Raw genomic sequence first — 15,663 nt, 5'->3', positions numbered from 1 at the left:
GAGCTTTCTGCAATCCCTCTCTTGATTTGCATACATTTTGCATACACTGTATAATCATCATCATTTAAAGGAGACTTTAAAAGAAGTGACAACCAGATTTCCTACAAATACATATTAAGGCTAAACTATTTTTGCGAGATAGGAATTGAAACCGCTCTTCATACAAAGCATAATAAATATAAGAGGTTGAGAGTTGTCTTCTATACTCTAATCCCATATATTTACTTTTAAGAATAGTGTTGATAATTTAGATATTAAAAAGGGAAACCCTTCTCAAATTTTCCCACAACTCACATATGCTGGTATATTCATTAGATGAAAATCACTTTATACATCTTGATTTCCACAAGGTTCATTATGCTGCCACCATATTTACTTTTTTAACTTCCAAAATTTTATATTTAACTTAAAATATTGGATTGAACCATATTTATTCTAGGTCCCTCTTCTCCATAAGAAATAAACCTATATTCAATAAAACTATAATTCCGCAACTTTATTTTTAATAGTTTACTAAAATTATGGTCATGTGTACTAATAATATAATTCTTATTTACATGTTTCGAGCGAATCAATGCACGTAGTAAGTCAATAAAAGATACTACATTAATATCGTCAAGGCTTTGTACTGGGTCATCTAAAAAAATCTGTTGAAACTCATAATTATTTATAGATAGAATCAAACCAAGAAAAATACTTAAGGATAGCACATTCATCTGTGCCTCACTGAAAATATGGTCTAAATAAACATCATTATCCTCTGCCGATAAAATGCTAGTTTCATCTTTGACAATTTTTAAGCTTAACTCTCGGAAATACGGGTGAGGATTGATCTTACCATAAATCCAGTTTATCAATTCATTATTTTCAACCAATGTCTCTATAAGATTGTTTTCCATAACTTTGCTATTATTATTAATAATAGAACGAAAATTGATCGCTTCCTCCAATAATGATACCTTAGATTCTAATTTACTACTACATTGGCACTTTTCCTCATATTGTCTTAATATATTTCGATTCTCTGTTCCTATATCAAAATCAAGAATTTCATCAACATATTTTGTTACCTTTGTTATTAAGTTTCTTCTTTTAAAAAGTGGTAATATTGATGCAACATTCATTTTTTCCGCTTCTTTGGAGAAGTTTTCGAAATCATACATGTGAAATCTTATACGTAAAGATTCCTCTATTATACTTTTATGCTCTTTTTTCTTTCGTATAATATCTTCAATCTCAAAAATATTTAATTGATATTTTTCTTTGAATTCATTGATTTGATTGATTCTAGTCAATACTATTGACAATCTTACTCCTAAATTACTAAATGATAACTCATTGCATTTGATTCTCAAATCACATGCTTCAACAATAGAGTCTTTTATCCTATTTATTTCAACATTTAATTCATTAAGGTTTGTCTGATATTTGATTCTAATAATCTTTTTTATTTTTTCATGGCAATCGCTAAGACGTTCCTCTATTTTAACTAAATTATCATTTCTTTCCTTTAGATTAAGATTCCCCTCTGCTATCCTTGTACTAATTACCTCAAGCAATTCTTGCTTTCCATTCTGATTTTCTTTTATAAATTCCGTTCCTCCGCAAACCGGGCAACTGTTAATTTCATTCTGCCCATTTACATAGCCCTGAACCTGTATCAATAATTCTTTTTGTTCTGTAAGTATTCCTTCCACTTCTATAAAATGCGTTTTTTGTTGTGAGACAATATTCTCAAGGCTTTTTAGAAAACCCACATATTTTTCACTCTTTCGAAACTCCCTTTCAATGTTATAAGCATCAAGCTTGTAATTTCCAGAAATCGAAAAATTCATCCCAACACTTTGTAAATCTTTGTAAACGTTTAAACAGATCTCATAGTATTCCTTTTCAGTTTTTGTTATACCTATGGATGTATCATTTTTAACAGGGGTAGGCATAACAACATCTAATAGAATTTTTTGCTTCATTTGGTTTAATTCATTTAAACTTTCACTATAAATTTCCCTCAATCTGATAAAGCGAGACTTTTCCCCTTCTAACTCTGTTAGATTTGATTCTTTAAACAATAAAGCACTATTTAAGAAATGCTGTATCCGATTCCACTCATACTGTAATCTATGTTTTGTTGCTTCTGCAATCTGCCTATCATCCATAGCTATCTGTTTTTCTAATGTATCCTTAAGTATTCTAATCTTTTCAAAAGAATTTAATAAGTCATTCAAAGTATCATATGATAGCAAAGAATCCTGGCATATTCCAATTTTCATCATCTTGCCTTGATAAGAATTAATATTCTCTAACAGCATTCTTATATTTTTACTATATTCCTCAATTGATCCCCATTTATTACTTTTAAAAATTTCATCAATCCTTTTTACTTCCATAATCACATTACTATATTCTGTTTTTGCCTTTTCATAATTACTATTTAACTTTCTTCTTTTTTTAGGATCAGATTCTGTAACAATATCATCTAGGAGCTTCAGACCCATAAATTCAAGCAACGAACCCGTTCTATCCTTAGCTTTTGTTGATTTCACGAAGTCTGTATTTCTATTTTGACCATTAAAACTTAATTTAAAAATTTGATCCGGCAGCTGTCCAGTCCATTGCTTTATTTTTTCATCAATAAATTGTTGTTTTATATCTTGTTCATTTAAATCTGTGAGATTATCATAATAACCATTCTCTTCTAGAGCATTACATTTTGTTCTCCTTGTAACACCCCAACCATTGTCAAAAATAATACGGACAACTACTTCCCTTTCTCTCTTTTCCTTTCTACTCTGAAATTTTAGATATGAACTTTTTTTCATGGTATTTTTAGCATAAATATCTGTTTCCTGTAATCCTTTTATTTTCCCCGTAATACACCATTCAATAGCCTCAAAAAAACCCGTTTTTCCAAATCCATTATAACCGGAAAAAATTACGAAGTCGGCGTCGTTTAGATGCTCAAACAAGTACATTTCATCAGTCGTATTATTTTCTCCATAGCCTCTAAAATTTTTTATATATACTTTAGCAATTCTCATCTACAATCTCTCCATATTCATCCGCATTTACTTTATTTAAAAAATTTAGGATATCCTGACAAGACTTTACATTAAATTTTTTTACATATTCCTTGCCTGTCTGTTCCGCATCACAAATATTATTACAATTATCTGCATCTGAATATTCGTATCGTATCTTTCTCACAACACTATCAATGTATTGCTCCGGTCTCAATATATTTAGAATTATATTCGATAATTCATCTATGTTATTTCCTTGAATCAAATACTTTTTAGAATACTTTTTATCTCTCTGTAACATAAAAATTTGCTCTTCACTAGCATACTTTTCTTTATTAGTCAGAACAAATAGAATATACACATCCCACAAAATTTGTCGTATAGAAAAATTATCGTATTTTTCTAGTTTTTCCTCTTCAGCTTCGATCTGCAATTGACGAACCTTTTCCATAACTTCATTATTTATTCTATCTGTTTCTGTTATAGAATAATCATTTAGAAATGCAATTACAATGATACGATCACTATCATATATTTTCATCTTTTCCTCATCCCACACCTCTATATCGAATCCGTTTCTTTTCAATTCATTTTTTAAATCCTCTTGCATAAATTTCCTCCCCCATTCTTAAACTTGTTATAATCTACTTCATCATTAATATCCAAACATTTTGTGCATTTATAATTCATACAGCAAAACATTAGAAAATCATTATAATTTTCATCAGATTGAGTTATATCATATACTTCTGGCCTTAGATTTATATTATCACATGGTTTCTCATTATTTTTATAATCGGCATCTATAATAAAGATCTGATTTTCATTTATACTTGATTCTTGTTGATATTTACTGATCAATTCTCCAACTATATCTTCCATTCTACGATACGCGCTGCTGAAAGACTTTTTATATGAACACTCTATAAAATTTTGTAGCTTTATATTATTTATACCTTGTTGAAAAATAATCTCGATATCTGCTATTTTTATATGCTCCTTTGTCATCATAATTGATAAAATATATATTATTTTGATTAATATTTCAGATACACCGGAACTTCCATTTGTCTTTAATTTAAAAGTGTGAGCAAAAGATTCGTATCCGTCTGAGTCTGCAATCTTACTAAGTATCATTTGTTGTACACACTTATAATTTTCTTCAAGTATATCTATTTCTTTTGTTAATGCCCTATTCCTAATATCTTTTAATATATCTTCTTCCTCTTCTTGCATAGATTGTATACAAGAAAAAATTTGATATTTTGAAATATGTTTATCTTCTATTGTTTGATAGTTTTGTATTATTTTTATATACTCTTTGCTTTTAACTCTAAGGTTACTTTTATTTTGGCTATTTAATAATATCACTTCTAAAAAACAATCTATCATTTTGTTAATTATAAGATCATATTCATCTGCTTCTAATGGCTTCATGCTTAGCTTAAGAATTGTTGTTTCTATGTTTTTTTTAATCTTGTTTCGAATTTCTGATATCAAGTCCTGTTTTTTCATACTTTCAAAAGAAAATTTCAGTAACCCGATAAAATCCTTATATTCAATATTAGGATTTATTACTGCGTAATCATCATACTTATATTTACCAGCCATATCTAAAGTTTCTTCTATTAATAAATCAATATTTTTTTTACCATCAATCTTTGCTCTACTTTTAATCAATGGGTCATTGCAAAACTCTTCAAACTCTTTTTTACATTTTCCTTCCACACTTTTTCGTAAAATACATTCCTTAATATATCTTTCCTCGTTTCCATTATTACCCCAATTATTAAAAAAGTCTTTGCATTCTCTTGTTGGTGACGTATTTGTCGTAAAAATGAGTTTTTTAATATCTTTGTTATATGCTGTATAAAAGTTATAAATAGTTTTTACAATATCTTCTGCCTCCTTACCAAAATTACCTTGATGCAATTTTGCTTCAATATTTACAATATCTTTTGATATGGAAACAACATTGACATCTGCTCCCGTTTCCACGCCTACTTCTTCTACCTCACCATATCGTGAAATTTCTTTACAAGCCAAGAGTATTTGATAATAATATCCTGCAATTGATCCAGGAACATCTGTATTACGTTTTTTATCTAATTCTGCCATTATACACCTACTTTTTCAAAATTTAATAATTATAATTTTTTATATTTTTATTAATAAATTTATTTAAACAACCCAACATTTAAAGGATAACTTAGCATAGCATATGTGTGTGGCATTTCGTGTTTATAAAATATTTTAAATATTTGAATTAATCTAATATGTATAAATTCATTTGCAAAATATTAACCAAACATATACCTTTACTATATTCCAAACTCGTTTGATAATTTTCTAAGTATTTACTTTTATTTTTAATTTAAGTAATTTATAAGTATTTTATCACACTAATAAATAAACATCTATATTGTTATAAGAATTTACATGATTATTTATAAAAAAGAAGCCGTAAAAATAAATCCTTAATATTTAAAATAAGGTACTTCTAACTTTATAAGTTAGCAGCACCTTATGAAATCCAAAATTATATTTTTTATTAATTAAGCGATGTATTTTAACACCTCTATAAAATAAATCTAACTTTTATTTTTATATATCTGTTTATTTACTATCATCTCATTTTAATTCCTGTATCTTTAATTATTTTGAGTACATTCAAGTGAGTCTAAAGTTAAGCAACTCTAAAATTTGAGCATAATATTTATTTACTTTCAAAATAAAAATGCCTATCTCTTCCTTTATCATCAGTTTGATTAAAGATACCATAAGTGTAGCCACATATAATAGTAATATCTCCTGGAGAGGAATATCCTCTCCCTGAATAATCCTCACCTGCATCAATAAAAATACTAAGATAATTTTGATTAGAATTAAGTTTCCCCTTATTATTATTTTCTTTAATTGGGTCTTTTAAAACCTGTACGGTATAAATCATTTCTGGAAATGATTCATCAGCTTCCCCATATAAAATTTCAGCTTCCATATATGGAGTATTCTTATTATTCTCAAAGTAATGTAAACCCCAATCTTTACTGATTTCGATACGTGAATTATGTTTGGCATCCCAATAAATACCCGGTGTCAATCCTCGCCACTTAGTATTTCCTTCAACATCTCTTCGTTGACTTATTGTCTGCACTTCATTATCCACTATCCACATGCCATCTCCATTAACCTTCTTACCATCTATTATAGTATTTGTTGCAAGCCAACCTCCATCAAAATAATATCGATTTAAAATCCCATCTTTTATACCATTTTTATCTTCATCAATCCATATCCAACCTTGAGCATATACATATCCCGTACTATTAGCGTTATTTCCTGCATAGTAAAGATACCACCAACTATTATCATACTCTCTATTCATATTATCCGGCTTACTAACCTCTCCAGTCTCATATATTCCTGTTAAATCTGCATCTATCCCTAAGTACCATTTACCCCCTATAGGGGAATCATTCACTAATGTTCCATCTTCACCTACTTGCTTTCCATCAGGAGTAGTAGCATTTCTGTACATCTTACCATCTTCTCCTACATAGTACTTGCCATTAATCCATCCATTAGCAGCCATCTTACCACTTGAATAACAGTAATACCAATCACCGTTATCTTGTAGCCAGCCAGTAGACACATACCCATTATTATCAAAATGATACCACTTGCTATCAATGTTTTTCCATGTATTAATCGGATAGGTTCCATCTTCTTCTTGATACCACACCTGATACCGCCCATTAGTATTGGCGACTTTCCATGTTCCCGCATAAGTTGGCCTTGAAATGAGTACAACTAATACAAGCATTCCAGCTGAAAATAATATTGATTTCGAAAGTTTCATTTTTATTTTCTCCTAATCTAAAATTTATTTTTACACCACCCATTTTTGTCTAATTTATTATATTAATGGCATAAATGAAATGATTGAAAATAATACAGACTCATCAGTTTTGAAATCCCAATGTCGTGAGCCATTCTAATATGAATTTCTTTTAACCTCTAAGGCATTAACGCAATATAATCTATTTACTAATTAAGAGGCTCTCAACATCAAGTTTTTTGTAAGTTTCAGTGGAAGTAAATTTATAACTTTTCCTAATTGTATCATAATATCTTTTCTCTATTTTTATTTCATCTTTTCCCTTATATATGGTATATGTTCCCCAATAGTTTCCATTTAAACCTATTACCCAATAGTCATAGCTATTTTTATCTACCCCACTTTCACTAATTTTATGATTCGTTCTATTCTGGCCGGATTCTATATATAAATTGTTTTCCAAATCTCTATTAAGAGTTTTTTCTGTCACCAAAGAGTTATGAGCTAAATAGTAACTTCCATCTGGCAAAATTTGCTTTTCTTTCACTTCGTACTCTTCTTCTACAAATTCAAATGATATGATTGGATTGTACTCATAGGCCTGATTATAGGGATTATAATTTTCCACATATGTAAACTTTTCATTATCGTATTGCAACTTAGGCACAGTCTTTTCTTCAATAGTTCTATCACTATGATTAATTGTATTTTTTAAATAATAAAGACTATTTGTATCCATTCCTTGATTTTGTAAATAATTTTCAATCTCTTCTCTCGATAGCACTAACCTTTTGTCTTCTAAAACCTCTTGATAGCCATCTAATGTGGTAGAGTTTCTTAACTTTTCATTTTCTACAATTAACTTTATATTTTCTAATTCAACTACATTAAGCATACCGTTACTTTTTGCCTCAAATTCTGCTGCTTCATACTTTGGCTTGTACCAGATTTTCTCCGAAAAGTAACTTTGCAAATCCTCTGATGAAAATTTTCTACCATGCTTTGCATAAATTTCATTTCTAGCTAAACGTAACTCTTTCGAAGATAATGAATTTAATTCCTCTGCCGAATATATCTTGCTATCACTTTCTGGAAGAATATAATCGTCTGGAGATATTCCTACTGACTTTTCTTCAATACTAGTGTCCTCGAATAGACCCGGGAGTTTTTCATTGTTCACTTCATCTCCATTTTTTGCTTCCTCAATGCCTTTTACTGCAATTGTCTTAGAAACAAATGCCTCTGAATTTTTATTTGAAGTATGCAGTAAAATAATTAGAATTATAATTATTGTAAGCATCACCAACAAACAAACTTTTATAAATAAATTTTTTCTTGCTTTATTTGTTTCAATATTAGAATTTTCCTTTACTAAACTCTCTTCTTTATTCGTTAGTGAGCAACCACAATTATAACAAAATCTAGCAGCATTATTATTTTCTTCTCCGCAATTAGGACAAAACAATATTTTCACCTTCTTTATTTTTTTTAATTATAATTCTTATATAATCTCCTGCATAATAATTATCGTAATTAGAATATAAGGTTATCTTATCAATTCCATTGAAAGTTGTCAATATCACCAGGATCTATTAAATCATGCCCTCTCGGTATTATTGTAATTTTATGATTATCATAACTAAAATGTCCCCAGAGCTGAAAACTTCTGTAATCAGTATTAGTCTCAATCTGCATGACATTATTTTCTCCATCTAAATTCTTCTCTACAAAAGTTAATATTACTTCATCATCATCATTATTTTGAAATCTATAGCTTCCATAAATAGAACTTTCTTTTATATATTCTCCGCCACCTCCTACCTTATATCCATCAGGAGTTATTGTATTAACATACATAGCGCCATCATTGCCAACATAATATTTTCCTGTAATCCAACAATTTGTTGCTAATTCTCCATTTAAATAACAATAATACCACTTCTTTTCGTACTGTATCCAGGCAGTCTCCATATATCCATTTTCATTAAAATAGTACCATTTACTATCTATTCTCTTCCAGGTCCCTCTTGGACTATTGCCATCATCACTTTGATATGACCACCCATTAGAATCATGCGACCATGTTCCTGCATAGATCGGAAAGCATATAAACGCCCCCATTGTTGATAAAGATACTGCAACTAATATCTTTTGTAGTTTTTTCATCATACTTCTCCTTAAAAATTTTCCATATGTCCTGTTATAGGACAAACATTCTTGTTTTTTACATTATCATATATTTTGTCTTATTACAAGACATTGTGAAAGGAAATATTATGGCAAGAATAATTGATGGCAATAAAATGAATATGGTGGGAGAAAAAGTAAAACAAATTCGTAAAAACCAAGAAATGAGTCAACAGCAACTATCGGATAAATTAGAAACATTAGCAATCTATATATGCAGAGGTTCAATATCTAGAATAGAAGATGGCTCCCGCACAGTTACTGATATTGAACTTTTTGGATTATCAAAAATCTTAAACGTACCTATTCAATTTCTCTTTGATGAATAGAAAATTAGTAACAATCCCATATATTTATAATAAAGGGACAAAGTATTTTTATTCTTTACTCTGTCCCTTATATAACGTTTTATAAATATTTTATTTTAACGTCAAGTTTTTCTAACTTAGCATTACATTCATCATCAAATCCGAATCTATCTATAAAATCATCAACTTCTTCTGGATAATATTGATTAATAACCAATATTTTTTTTAGCATTTCTTTTTTTATATCTTCGTTCATATATTCACTATACGTTTCCCAATCACATTCAATTCCATTATAACTATATTTTTCATTTGTTGAAAATACTTCATAAATAGTTTTTTCTAAAGAGTTTCCATCTGACAGCTCTAATTCATCATGAATTTTTTCATACCTTTCTCTTCTTTTTTCAATTTCCTTTTTAGAAGTGCGTCCTTTATAAATCTTATCTTTATTTAGATGGTATCGATAAGATGCCACAACTTCTAATAAACTTTCGTTGTCATTATCTATTTCTAAAATATTACATAAATCTTCAACTAACTGTGCATTAGGCTTTTTTGATTCTAATCGCTTTCTTATATCATCAGGCACATATTTTTCATATTTATCGTGATTGAATTTTAACAATTTATCTAATAGATAAACATTACTTAACCCTTTATTTTCTTTTTCCATTATGATCCTAAATGATAAATTATCTTTTGCCCTTTCCATATCATTAAATATCTCAAGTATTTCGCTAAGTTCCATTTTCATCATCTTAAAAGTTGTTTTCATGTCGTCTCCTAATAAAAGTCAAATTTAAAATATTTTTTTACTAAAAAAAGATAAAGCACATGAGGTTACTTTTGACCCTCCCATCTATATAATATAACCATGGTCGACCAAAAAATAAAGCCTGTACATTGAAAATAGAATAACACATTTCATGTGTAAACAAAAGAATTAAATTATAAGTTGCAATAAATAGATATTCTCAAAATAAAGTAACCTTAAAAATTTATGAATTCCATTTTTGCAGTTATAATTTAAAGTTAAAATTATAATAAAAACTATTTGCCAAAGAAAGGACGGTAATTGTAAATTATGAAAATATCTACTCTTATCAATTATATGACAAGCATTCCCAAAAATTCTTTCTCACGTTTTCAAAACGGAGAAATACAAGCTTACTCCGGTGAACCCTTACGTGGTAACCTTTATCTGAATAATAATCCTGCATTGAACTACTACATCTTTAAACCAGATCAAATAGAACTATGCTTTGTTTTAAATGATAATAGCATTATTGGTTACGAAAGATTTGTATTTAATGCAACGGAGAATTTAGATCGAATTTCAGAAGTCGGAAAAGAATATTCTATTTCTCAAGATATTGTATTATATTTCAAAAGTCTATTAGAACACAAAGGACTAAAGGAGGAAGTTAAATGAGACCATCAGACATTATTATTAAGAGGTTTTCTGATTTAGCCAACAGTGAACAGGCTATGTGTGTAGGAGTTCGCCCTAGAAAGGCTTATCACGATGGAATCGCAGGAGAAATAATTGGATTTACTTATGATATCGTCCTCCCATCAAGAAAGTACGAGCGCATTTCTTTAATTATTGAAGGAGATGCCATTATCGACCCCGAATTATTTAAAACGGAAAATATATCTGTGCCGATAGAGAATATCAAAAATTTTGAAGGAAAATGGTACAAAAACCAGCAGATGGCTGATTATGGCTTATCTTGTAAAGCTACAGGTTTTGTTATTTGTAAGGAGGTTAAACTGTAAATGAAAAATTGGTTTTCTAACTTCGATCAATTTTCAGAAAACCTTTTGGAGGGGCTAAAAAATGCCCCTCTGAAAGTCAAAGAAAATAAACGGCTAATTTTTAAATTTTCTATTTTCATCATTGGATTGCTTTTTTGTTTATATTTATTAATTCTGCTATTCATTACATTGATAGCAAATGCTGTTTATTTTGTACTAAAAAACAAAGAAGTGATTATTATAAGCTTCATTGTCATTTGTATGATATTTAGCTCGATAAGTTCCAAAAGAGATAAGGCTAAGCAAGAACAGCTGCGCAATAATTTAGAAGAACAGAACCGACAAGAAAAGCAAGCCATGGCAAGATATACTTATCTTCGTATGTTTTTATTCAAAATATTAGATGATCGCCTATGTAATTTAACAGAGATAGTAAAACCAGTGACCCCTAACTTACTTAACGCCCTAACTCCTATAACGGTAGATGATTCGAGATCAATTATATACTATAACTTTCAGGTTCATAAAATAAAGACCTTACCATTTTCGCAAGGAGCCGATTACGTCCAGAATCTTCTATCATCTCATGTGATGGCTAAAATGCAAATAGAAGGAATTGAAGGAATTACAGCACCAATTAATGATAATCTTTTATATCCCCTCTACGTTGATGAAATTAAGGATCTTGGTTCAATGGCTATTATTGTTTTAGTAATGGACTGCGAAGCTTACAGAGCCTTAAAAGAAAGCCAAGGAGCCCTTCAATCCAGGAAATTAATCGAGCATATCTAAGGAGCCATTTATGAAATTAGGTTACAATTTAACAGATTGGGAAAAGTATGGAATCAAGACCCCTGTTAATACTGATTTAATTAAAAACCCCCACTGTTTGATTACAGGAAAATCAGGATCCGGCAAATCCCAAACTTTTCTTTGGTATATGTATGAAGTCCTGAAAAATAGAGAAAGCCTTATGTATTTAGCGGATTTTAAAGCCGGAAAAGAATATGCTGGTTTAAGAACTTGTTTTCCCTATTCTTATGCAGATAACGCCATTCAAATGATACTGAATTACTATGATTTATACTGCCATATGAGAAAAGAAGATTGCATGAATACACCTCATATAACGCTAGCTATCGAAGAATGGTTCGGCCTTCTATCGTACATAGAGAGCTTTGACAAAAAATTAAAAACAGAAATCATGAATAAGGTAGGTGAAATTCTCGCTTTAGGTCGTGGTATTGGCAACGGTATCGGTATCATACTTTTAATCCAGCGTGCAGATAGCAGTAATTTTACTTCTGGAAGTCGTGAACAATTTCAGAATATTTGTTGTCTTGGCCGCATTTCAAAGGAGCAAAAAACTATGCTATTTTCAGGAGAAGATATTGACCTAAATAAAAATTATTCTGCCGGACAAGGACTTACTTTGATAGATGGTCAAGGCACTATTCAAGAAATCATCATTCCTTGGATACCTGAACAGAGCAAATTATTATCTGAAATTCGTTTTTATTTGGACAAGCAATCCACGCTTCAGGAATTAATTGCTCAATATCTGCCAACGGACTGCGGTGCGTAGCACAAGCAGAAAGTTGGCTGGGGCAGTCATATAATGACTGCCCTACATCGAAGTTGCTTAGTATTACCACAACTTCGGTGTCAGTGTCAAAAATGCATTAAAACCTTTTAAAATCAATGATTCCGGCATATTTCCGAGTGTGTCAGCTCTGTGCTGGAATATAGAAAGGAAATATTATGACAACCAAAAAGAAAGATACTAATAGTAACCGGCGTAGCCGAAAGTATCAATTAACATTTAATAACCCGGAAAAACATAAAAACTGTTCCCATCAAGCAATTAAAGAGCAATTGTTAAACTGGGAGAATATTATTTATTACTGCATGTGTGACGAAATTGCAAAATCAGCACATACACATCTATTTATACAATTCAAGAATCCCGTTTACTTTTCCAGTGTAAAAAAATCCTTTCCTACCGCCCATATCGAGGAGGCCCAAGGGTCAGCGGAGGAAAACCGGGCATATCTCCGTAAAGAGGGAAAATGGGTGAATACAGAGAAAGAAACCACCAATTTGAAAGAAGCCTTTGAAGAGTGGGGAACTATGCCTCAAACAGGGCAAGGACGAAGAAGTGATTTGGCTAACCTTTACCAGATGATTAAAGATGGTTATTCTAACGTGGAGATTCTGGAAATTAACCCCGATAATCTTTTAAACCTACAGCACATTGATAAAGCCAGATTAGAGATACTCTCTAACCGATACAAGGCGGAACGGCGTACCAATTTGGTAGTAACTTATGTAAGTGGTGCAACTGGATATGGAAAATCAAGAAATATTCTTGATAATCATGGCGATTCAAATGTATACCGGATAACAGACTATAAACACCCCTTTGATACATATTCGGGGGAAGATGTGCTTGTATTTGAAGAGTTTAGAAGTGATTTGCCTATTGGCAATATGCTAAACTATCTGGACATATATCCCCTACAACTTCCTGCCCGGTACAATAACCGCCAGGCGTGTTATAACTTCGTCTACATCGTATCGAATTGGATACTGGAAGATCAATATCATAATATCCGCTTGGAACAGCCTGAAACATACAAGGCATTAATGCGAAGAATCCATAAAGTAAGAGTATATGAGAGTCCCGGCAAATGGAAGGAATGCGATACAGAAAGTTATCTGCATGGCTTCCAATACACTGATCAGAAAGATACTCCCTTTAGTCGGACATAAGGACTCTAGAACATATAACATAATACATGGTGTAATGGTTCAACTTTACCAAAAACAAAACCAGATAAACAAACTCATTCTAACTAAATATAAGTAACGCTTACAAAATATAAAATAATTTAAATCTATTCTGAATAGTCATAAAAATTCCAATATAAAATTAGAACCCTTACACCACCTAATAGGTGGCGTAAATGAAAAGTAAGTCTAAAAATGAATTGATTTATCCCCCTACGCATGATACATTATCGCTAGAGGGAATTGCAGAATTATATAAATTCATGCAAAAAGAAAAACAATTAAAAGAAGTCTGTAACTTGGAACTCATTAAGGTACGCCCTAATGATAGCAGAAATTATATTTACATCAACCGGAAACAATTCATTGGAAGTGACAGGGCAGACTTAATCAACAAACTATATGACCATTTCTATGGAACCTCTTTAGAGGGACTATACCCGAACTGGCTCAGATGGAGGAGGGATTGTACTCACGTAAGTAATAAGACCATTAAAGAAAATATTTTCTTATGGAATGCTTATTTTAAAGACAAGTCCATCGTTAAAATACCAATTAAGGACTTGAAAGCTACGGATTTTATAAAATTCTTCCGTGCTATGTTGAAAGCAGAGTCTATGACTAGAAAACGTTTTAATGACGCAAAGAGCGTTCTAAATGGATTGTTTTACTACGCTATTGAAATCGAAACGGTGACTCATAATCCCATCAAAGAAATAAACTTTCGCCAGTTCCAATTTAAGCCTGTTAATGGAAAGAAAGAGATTTTCACCCTGGCTGAAAGGCAATTACTACTGGATTATCTGGAACCTATAAACGATATATTTAGTCTTGCTGTTCAACTAGATTTTTATCTAATATGCCGTAGTGCTGAACTTCGTGCCTTACGTTGGACAGATATAGAGGGCGATATTATTAAAATCCAAACGCAACTTTTAGATGACCAAACAATGAATGATGACCTCACCTTTAACCCCCGCACATACGAAAATGTCACTCATATAAAAGGGAATACTGATTATGGCTATCGTTATATGCCACTGACAGACGGGGCAAAACAAGTGCTGAAACGTATTAAGGATATAAACCCAGACGATGAATTTATTTTAATGAATGAGGGTAAACAGCTAACCACAATTACGTTTAACAGGCATTTAAAGGCTTATTGTGAAGCAGTTGGCATTGAACCTCGAACCAGTCATAAAATCCGCTTTACAGTGGCTTCTCTGCTTTATAAGAATGGCGTTCCGGCAACTACCCTACAACGCTTGTTAGGACATTCCACTTTAGCAATGACACTTCACTATCTTAGAGATATCACCCCAGAGGAAGATACCTTTAATGCCATGAAAGCTGTTTTAGGATAGTAGAAAATACCTTGCATACATCTGCATACTAAAAACCAAAAACAAAAAATGCTTCAAACCCTTGTAAAATAAGGATTTGAAGCACTTCTTAGAAGAGGCGACAACCAGATTTGAACTGGTGATCAGGGTGTTGCAGACCCACGCCTTACCACTTGGCTATGTCGCCATAAAATTAATTTTAACTAACAAACTCCAGTGACCCCAACGAGATTCGAACTCGTGTTACCGCCGTGAAAGGGCGATGTCTTAACCGCTTGACCATGGGGCCGCACTTACATTTCGTTCTCCTCATAGTCTTTGCTTGAGTATCACGAACTCCCCGAGTAGGACTTGAACCTACGACCCAACGGTTAACAGCCGTTTGCTCTACCGACTGAGCTATCGAGGAATAT

14 protein-coding genes and 3 tRNA genes are annotated in these 15,663 nt (G+C 31.3%); 7 read left to right on the top strand and 10 right to left on the bottom strand.

The window, feature by feature from the left end; genetic code table 11:
* Window positions 1-401: 401 nt before the first annotated feature.
* The 6 genes from CLOSA_RS01060 to CLOSA_RS23360 form a co-directional block, all read right to left on the bottom strand.
* Entirely contained in the window at window positions 402-3,038 is a 2,637-nt protein-coding gene (locus CLOSA_RS01060) for an AAA family ATPase (protein WP_013270936.1), read from the bottom strand.
* On the bottom strand, window positions 3,025-3,630 hold the full coding sequence (locus CLOSA_RS01055; RefSeq protein ID WP_013270935.1) for a hypothetical protein: 606 nt from the start codon (window positions 3,628-3,630) through the stop codon (window positions 3,025-3,027). Before CLOSA_RS01055 ends, CLOSA_RS01060 begins: the two co-directional genes overlap by 14 nt.
* Window positions 3,615-5,138, bottom strand: a complete 1,524-nt coding sequence (locus tag CLOSA_RS01050) for a hypothetical protein (protein WP_013270934.1) — start codon at window positions 5,136-5,138, stop codon at window positions 3,615-3,617. The genes CLOSA_RS01055 and CLOSA_RS01050 overlap by 16 nt, the downstream gene beginning before the upstream one ends.
* Window positions 5,139-5,736: 598 nt before the next feature.
* Window positions 5,737-6,879 (bottom strand): cell wall-binding repeat-containing protein, encoded by a 1,143-nt coding sequence (locus tag CLOSA_RS01045; RefSeq protein WP_013270933.1) that lies wholly within the window; start codon window positions 6,877-6,879, stop codon window positions 5,737-5,739.
* A gap of 181 nt (window positions 6,880-7,060) precedes the next feature.
* Window positions 7,061-8,323 carry a YARHG domain-containing protein gene (locus CLOSA_RS01040; protein ID WP_013270932.1) on the bottom strand — a complete coding sequence of 421 codons (1,263 nt, stop codon included), beginning with the start codon at window positions 8,321-8,323 and terminating at the stop codon, window positions 7,061-7,063.
* A gap of 89 nt (window positions 8,324-8,412) precedes the next feature.
* Window positions 8,413-9,027 carry a hypothetical protein gene (locus CLOSA_RS23360; RefSeq protein ID WP_081442987.1) on the bottom strand — a complete coding sequence of 205 codons (615 nt, stop codon included), beginning with the start codon at window positions 9,025-9,027 and terminating at the stop codon, window positions 8,413-8,415.
* A gap of 107 nt (window positions 9,028-9,134) precedes the next feature.
* Between CLOSA_RS23360 and CLOSA_RS01030 the strand changes: the two genes are divergently transcribed.
* Window positions 9,135-9,374 (top strand): helix-turn-helix domain-containing protein, encoded by a 240-nt coding sequence (locus tag CLOSA_RS01030; RefSeq protein ID WP_013270930.1) that lies wholly within the window; start codon window positions 9,135-9,137, stop codon window positions 9,372-9,374.
* Between the two features lie 79 nt (window positions 9,375-9,453).
* Here the strand turns inward: CLOSA_RS01030 and CLOSA_RS01025 are convergent, their stop codons facing one another.
* On the bottom strand, window positions 9,454-10,131 hold the full coding sequence (locus CLOSA_RS01025) for a hypothetical protein (protein ID WP_013270929.1): 678 nt from the start codon (window positions 10,129-10,131) through the stop codon (window positions 9,454-9,456).
* Between the two features lie 309 nt (window positions 10,132-10,440).
* Here CLOSA_RS01025 and CLOSA_RS01020 point away from each other — a divergent pair, with 309 nt between their 5' ends.
* The 6 genes from CLOSA_RS01020 (at window position 10,441) to CLOSA_RS00995 (ending at window position 15,271) form a co-directional block, all read left to right on the top strand.
* A complete protein-coding gene (locus CLOSA_RS01020; RefSeq protein ID WP_013270928.1) occupies window positions 10,441-10,788 on the top strand; it encodes a hypothetical protein in 348 nt (115 codons plus the stop codon).
* On the top strand, window positions 10,785-11,135 hold the full coding sequence (locus CLOSA_RS01015) for a hypothetical protein (protein WP_013270927.1): 351 nt from the start codon (window positions 10,785-10,787) through the stop codon (window positions 11,133-11,135). The genes CLOSA_RS01020 and CLOSA_RS01015 overlap by 4 nt, the downstream gene beginning before the upstream one ends.
* Window positions 11,136-11,906, top strand: a complete 771-nt coding sequence (locus tag CLOSA_RS01010) for a hypothetical protein (protein ID WP_013270926.1) — start codon at window positions 11,136-11,138, stop codon at window positions 11,904-11,906.
* Window positions 11,907-11,916: 10 nt separating this feature from the next.
* Complete coding sequence (locus CLOSA_RS01005) at window positions 11,917-12,699, top strand: hypothetical protein (RefSeq protein WP_013270925.1); 783 nt, start codon at window positions 11,917-11,919, stop codon at window positions 12,697-12,699.
* A gap of 176 nt (window positions 12,700-12,875) precedes the next feature.
* On the top strand, window positions 12,876-13,886 hold the full coding sequence (locus CLOSA_RS01000) for a Viral replication-associated protein (protein WP_013270924.1): 1,011 nt from the start codon (window positions 12,876-12,878) through the stop codon (window positions 13,884-13,886).
* A gap of 194 nt (window positions 13,887-14,080) precedes the next feature.
* Entirely contained in the window at window positions 14,081-15,271 is a 1,191-nt protein-coding gene (locus tag CLOSA_RS00995) for a tyrosine-type recombinase/integrase (RefSeq protein WP_013270923.1), read from the top strand.
* Window positions 15,272-15,366: 95 nt separating this feature from the next.
* On the opposite strand, the gene CLOSA_RS00990 is transcribed toward CLOSA_RS00995, so the two are convergent.
* The 3 genes from CLOSA_RS00990 to CLOSA_RS00980 form a co-directional block, all read right to left on the bottom strand.
* Window positions 15,367-15,437: transfer RNA gene (locus tag CLOSA_RS00990), tRNA-Cys, on the bottom strand.
* A 30-nt stretch (window positions 15,438-15,467) separates the two neighbouring features.
* Window positions 15,468-15,539, bottom strand: a tRNA-Glu gene (locus CLOSA_RS00985).
* A 47-nt stretch (window positions 15,540-15,586) separates the two neighbouring features.
* A tRNA-Asn gene (locus CLOSA_RS00980) sits at window positions 15,587-15,659 on the bottom strand.
* Window positions 15,660-15,663 lie beyond the last annotated feature (4 nt).

Source organism: [Clostridium] saccharolyticum WM1 (assembly GCF_000144625.1).
GTDB classification, from domain to species: Bacteria; Bacillota; Clostridia; order Lachnospirales; family Lachnospiraceae; genus Lacrimispora; species Lacrimispora saccharolytica.
This window is presented reverse-complemented; position numbering and strand designations above follow the sequence as displayed.

Excerpts from the sequence above, each read along its gene's own strand:
- CLOSA_RS01060 (WP_013270936.1), bottom strand. The coding sequence starts at position 3,038 with ATGAGAATTGCTAAAGTATATATAAAAAATTTTAGAGGCTATGGAGAA.
- CLOSA_RS01055 (WP_013270935.1), bottom strand. The coding sequence starts at position 3,630 with ATGCAAGAGGATTTAAAAAATGAATTGAAAAGAAACGGATTCGATATA.
- CLOSA_RS01050 (WP_013270934.1), bottom strand. The coding sequence starts at position 5,138 with ATGGCAGAATTAGATAAAAAACGTAATACAGATGTTCCTGGATCAATT.
- CLOSA_RS01045 (WP_013270933.1), bottom strand. The coding sequence starts at position 6,879 with ATGAAACTTTCGAAATCAATATTATTTTCAGCTGGAATGCTTGTATTA.
- CLOSA_RS23360 (WP_081442987.1), bottom strand. The coding sequence starts at position 9,027 with ATGATGAAAAAACTACAAAAGATATTAGTTGCAGTATCTTTATCAACA.
- CLOSA_RS01030 (WP_013270930.1), top strand. The coding sequence starts at position 9,135 with ATGGCAAGAATAATTGATGGCAATAAAATGAATATGGTGGGAGAAAAA.
- CLOSA_RS01025 (WP_013270929.1), bottom strand. The coding sequence starts at position 10,131 with ATGAAAACAACTTTTAAGATGATGAAAATGGAACTTAGCGAAATACTT.
- CLOSA_RS01020 (WP_013270928.1), top strand. The coding sequence starts at position 10,441 with ATGAAAATATCTACTCTTATCAATTATATGACAAGCATTCCCAAAAAT.
- CLOSA_RS01015 (WP_013270927.1), top strand. The coding sequence starts at position 10,785 with ATGAGACCATCAGACATTATTATTAAGAGGTTTTCTGATTTAGCCAAC.
- CLOSA_RS01010 (WP_013270926.1), top strand. The coding sequence starts at position 11,136 with ATGAAAAATTGGTTTTCTAACTTCGATCAATTTTCAGAAAACCTTTTG.
- CLOSA_RS01005 (WP_013270925.1), top strand. The coding sequence starts at position 11,917 with ATGAAATTAGGTTACAATTTAACAGATTGGGAAAAGTATGGAATCAAG.
- CLOSA_RS01000 (WP_013270924.1), top strand. The coding sequence starts at position 12,876 with ATGACAACCAAAAAGAAAGATACTAATAGTAACCGGCGTAGCCGAAAG.
- CLOSA_RS00995 (WP_013270923.1), top strand. The coding sequence starts at position 14,081 with ATGAAAAGTAAGTCTAAAAATGAATTGATTTATCCCCCTACGCATGAT.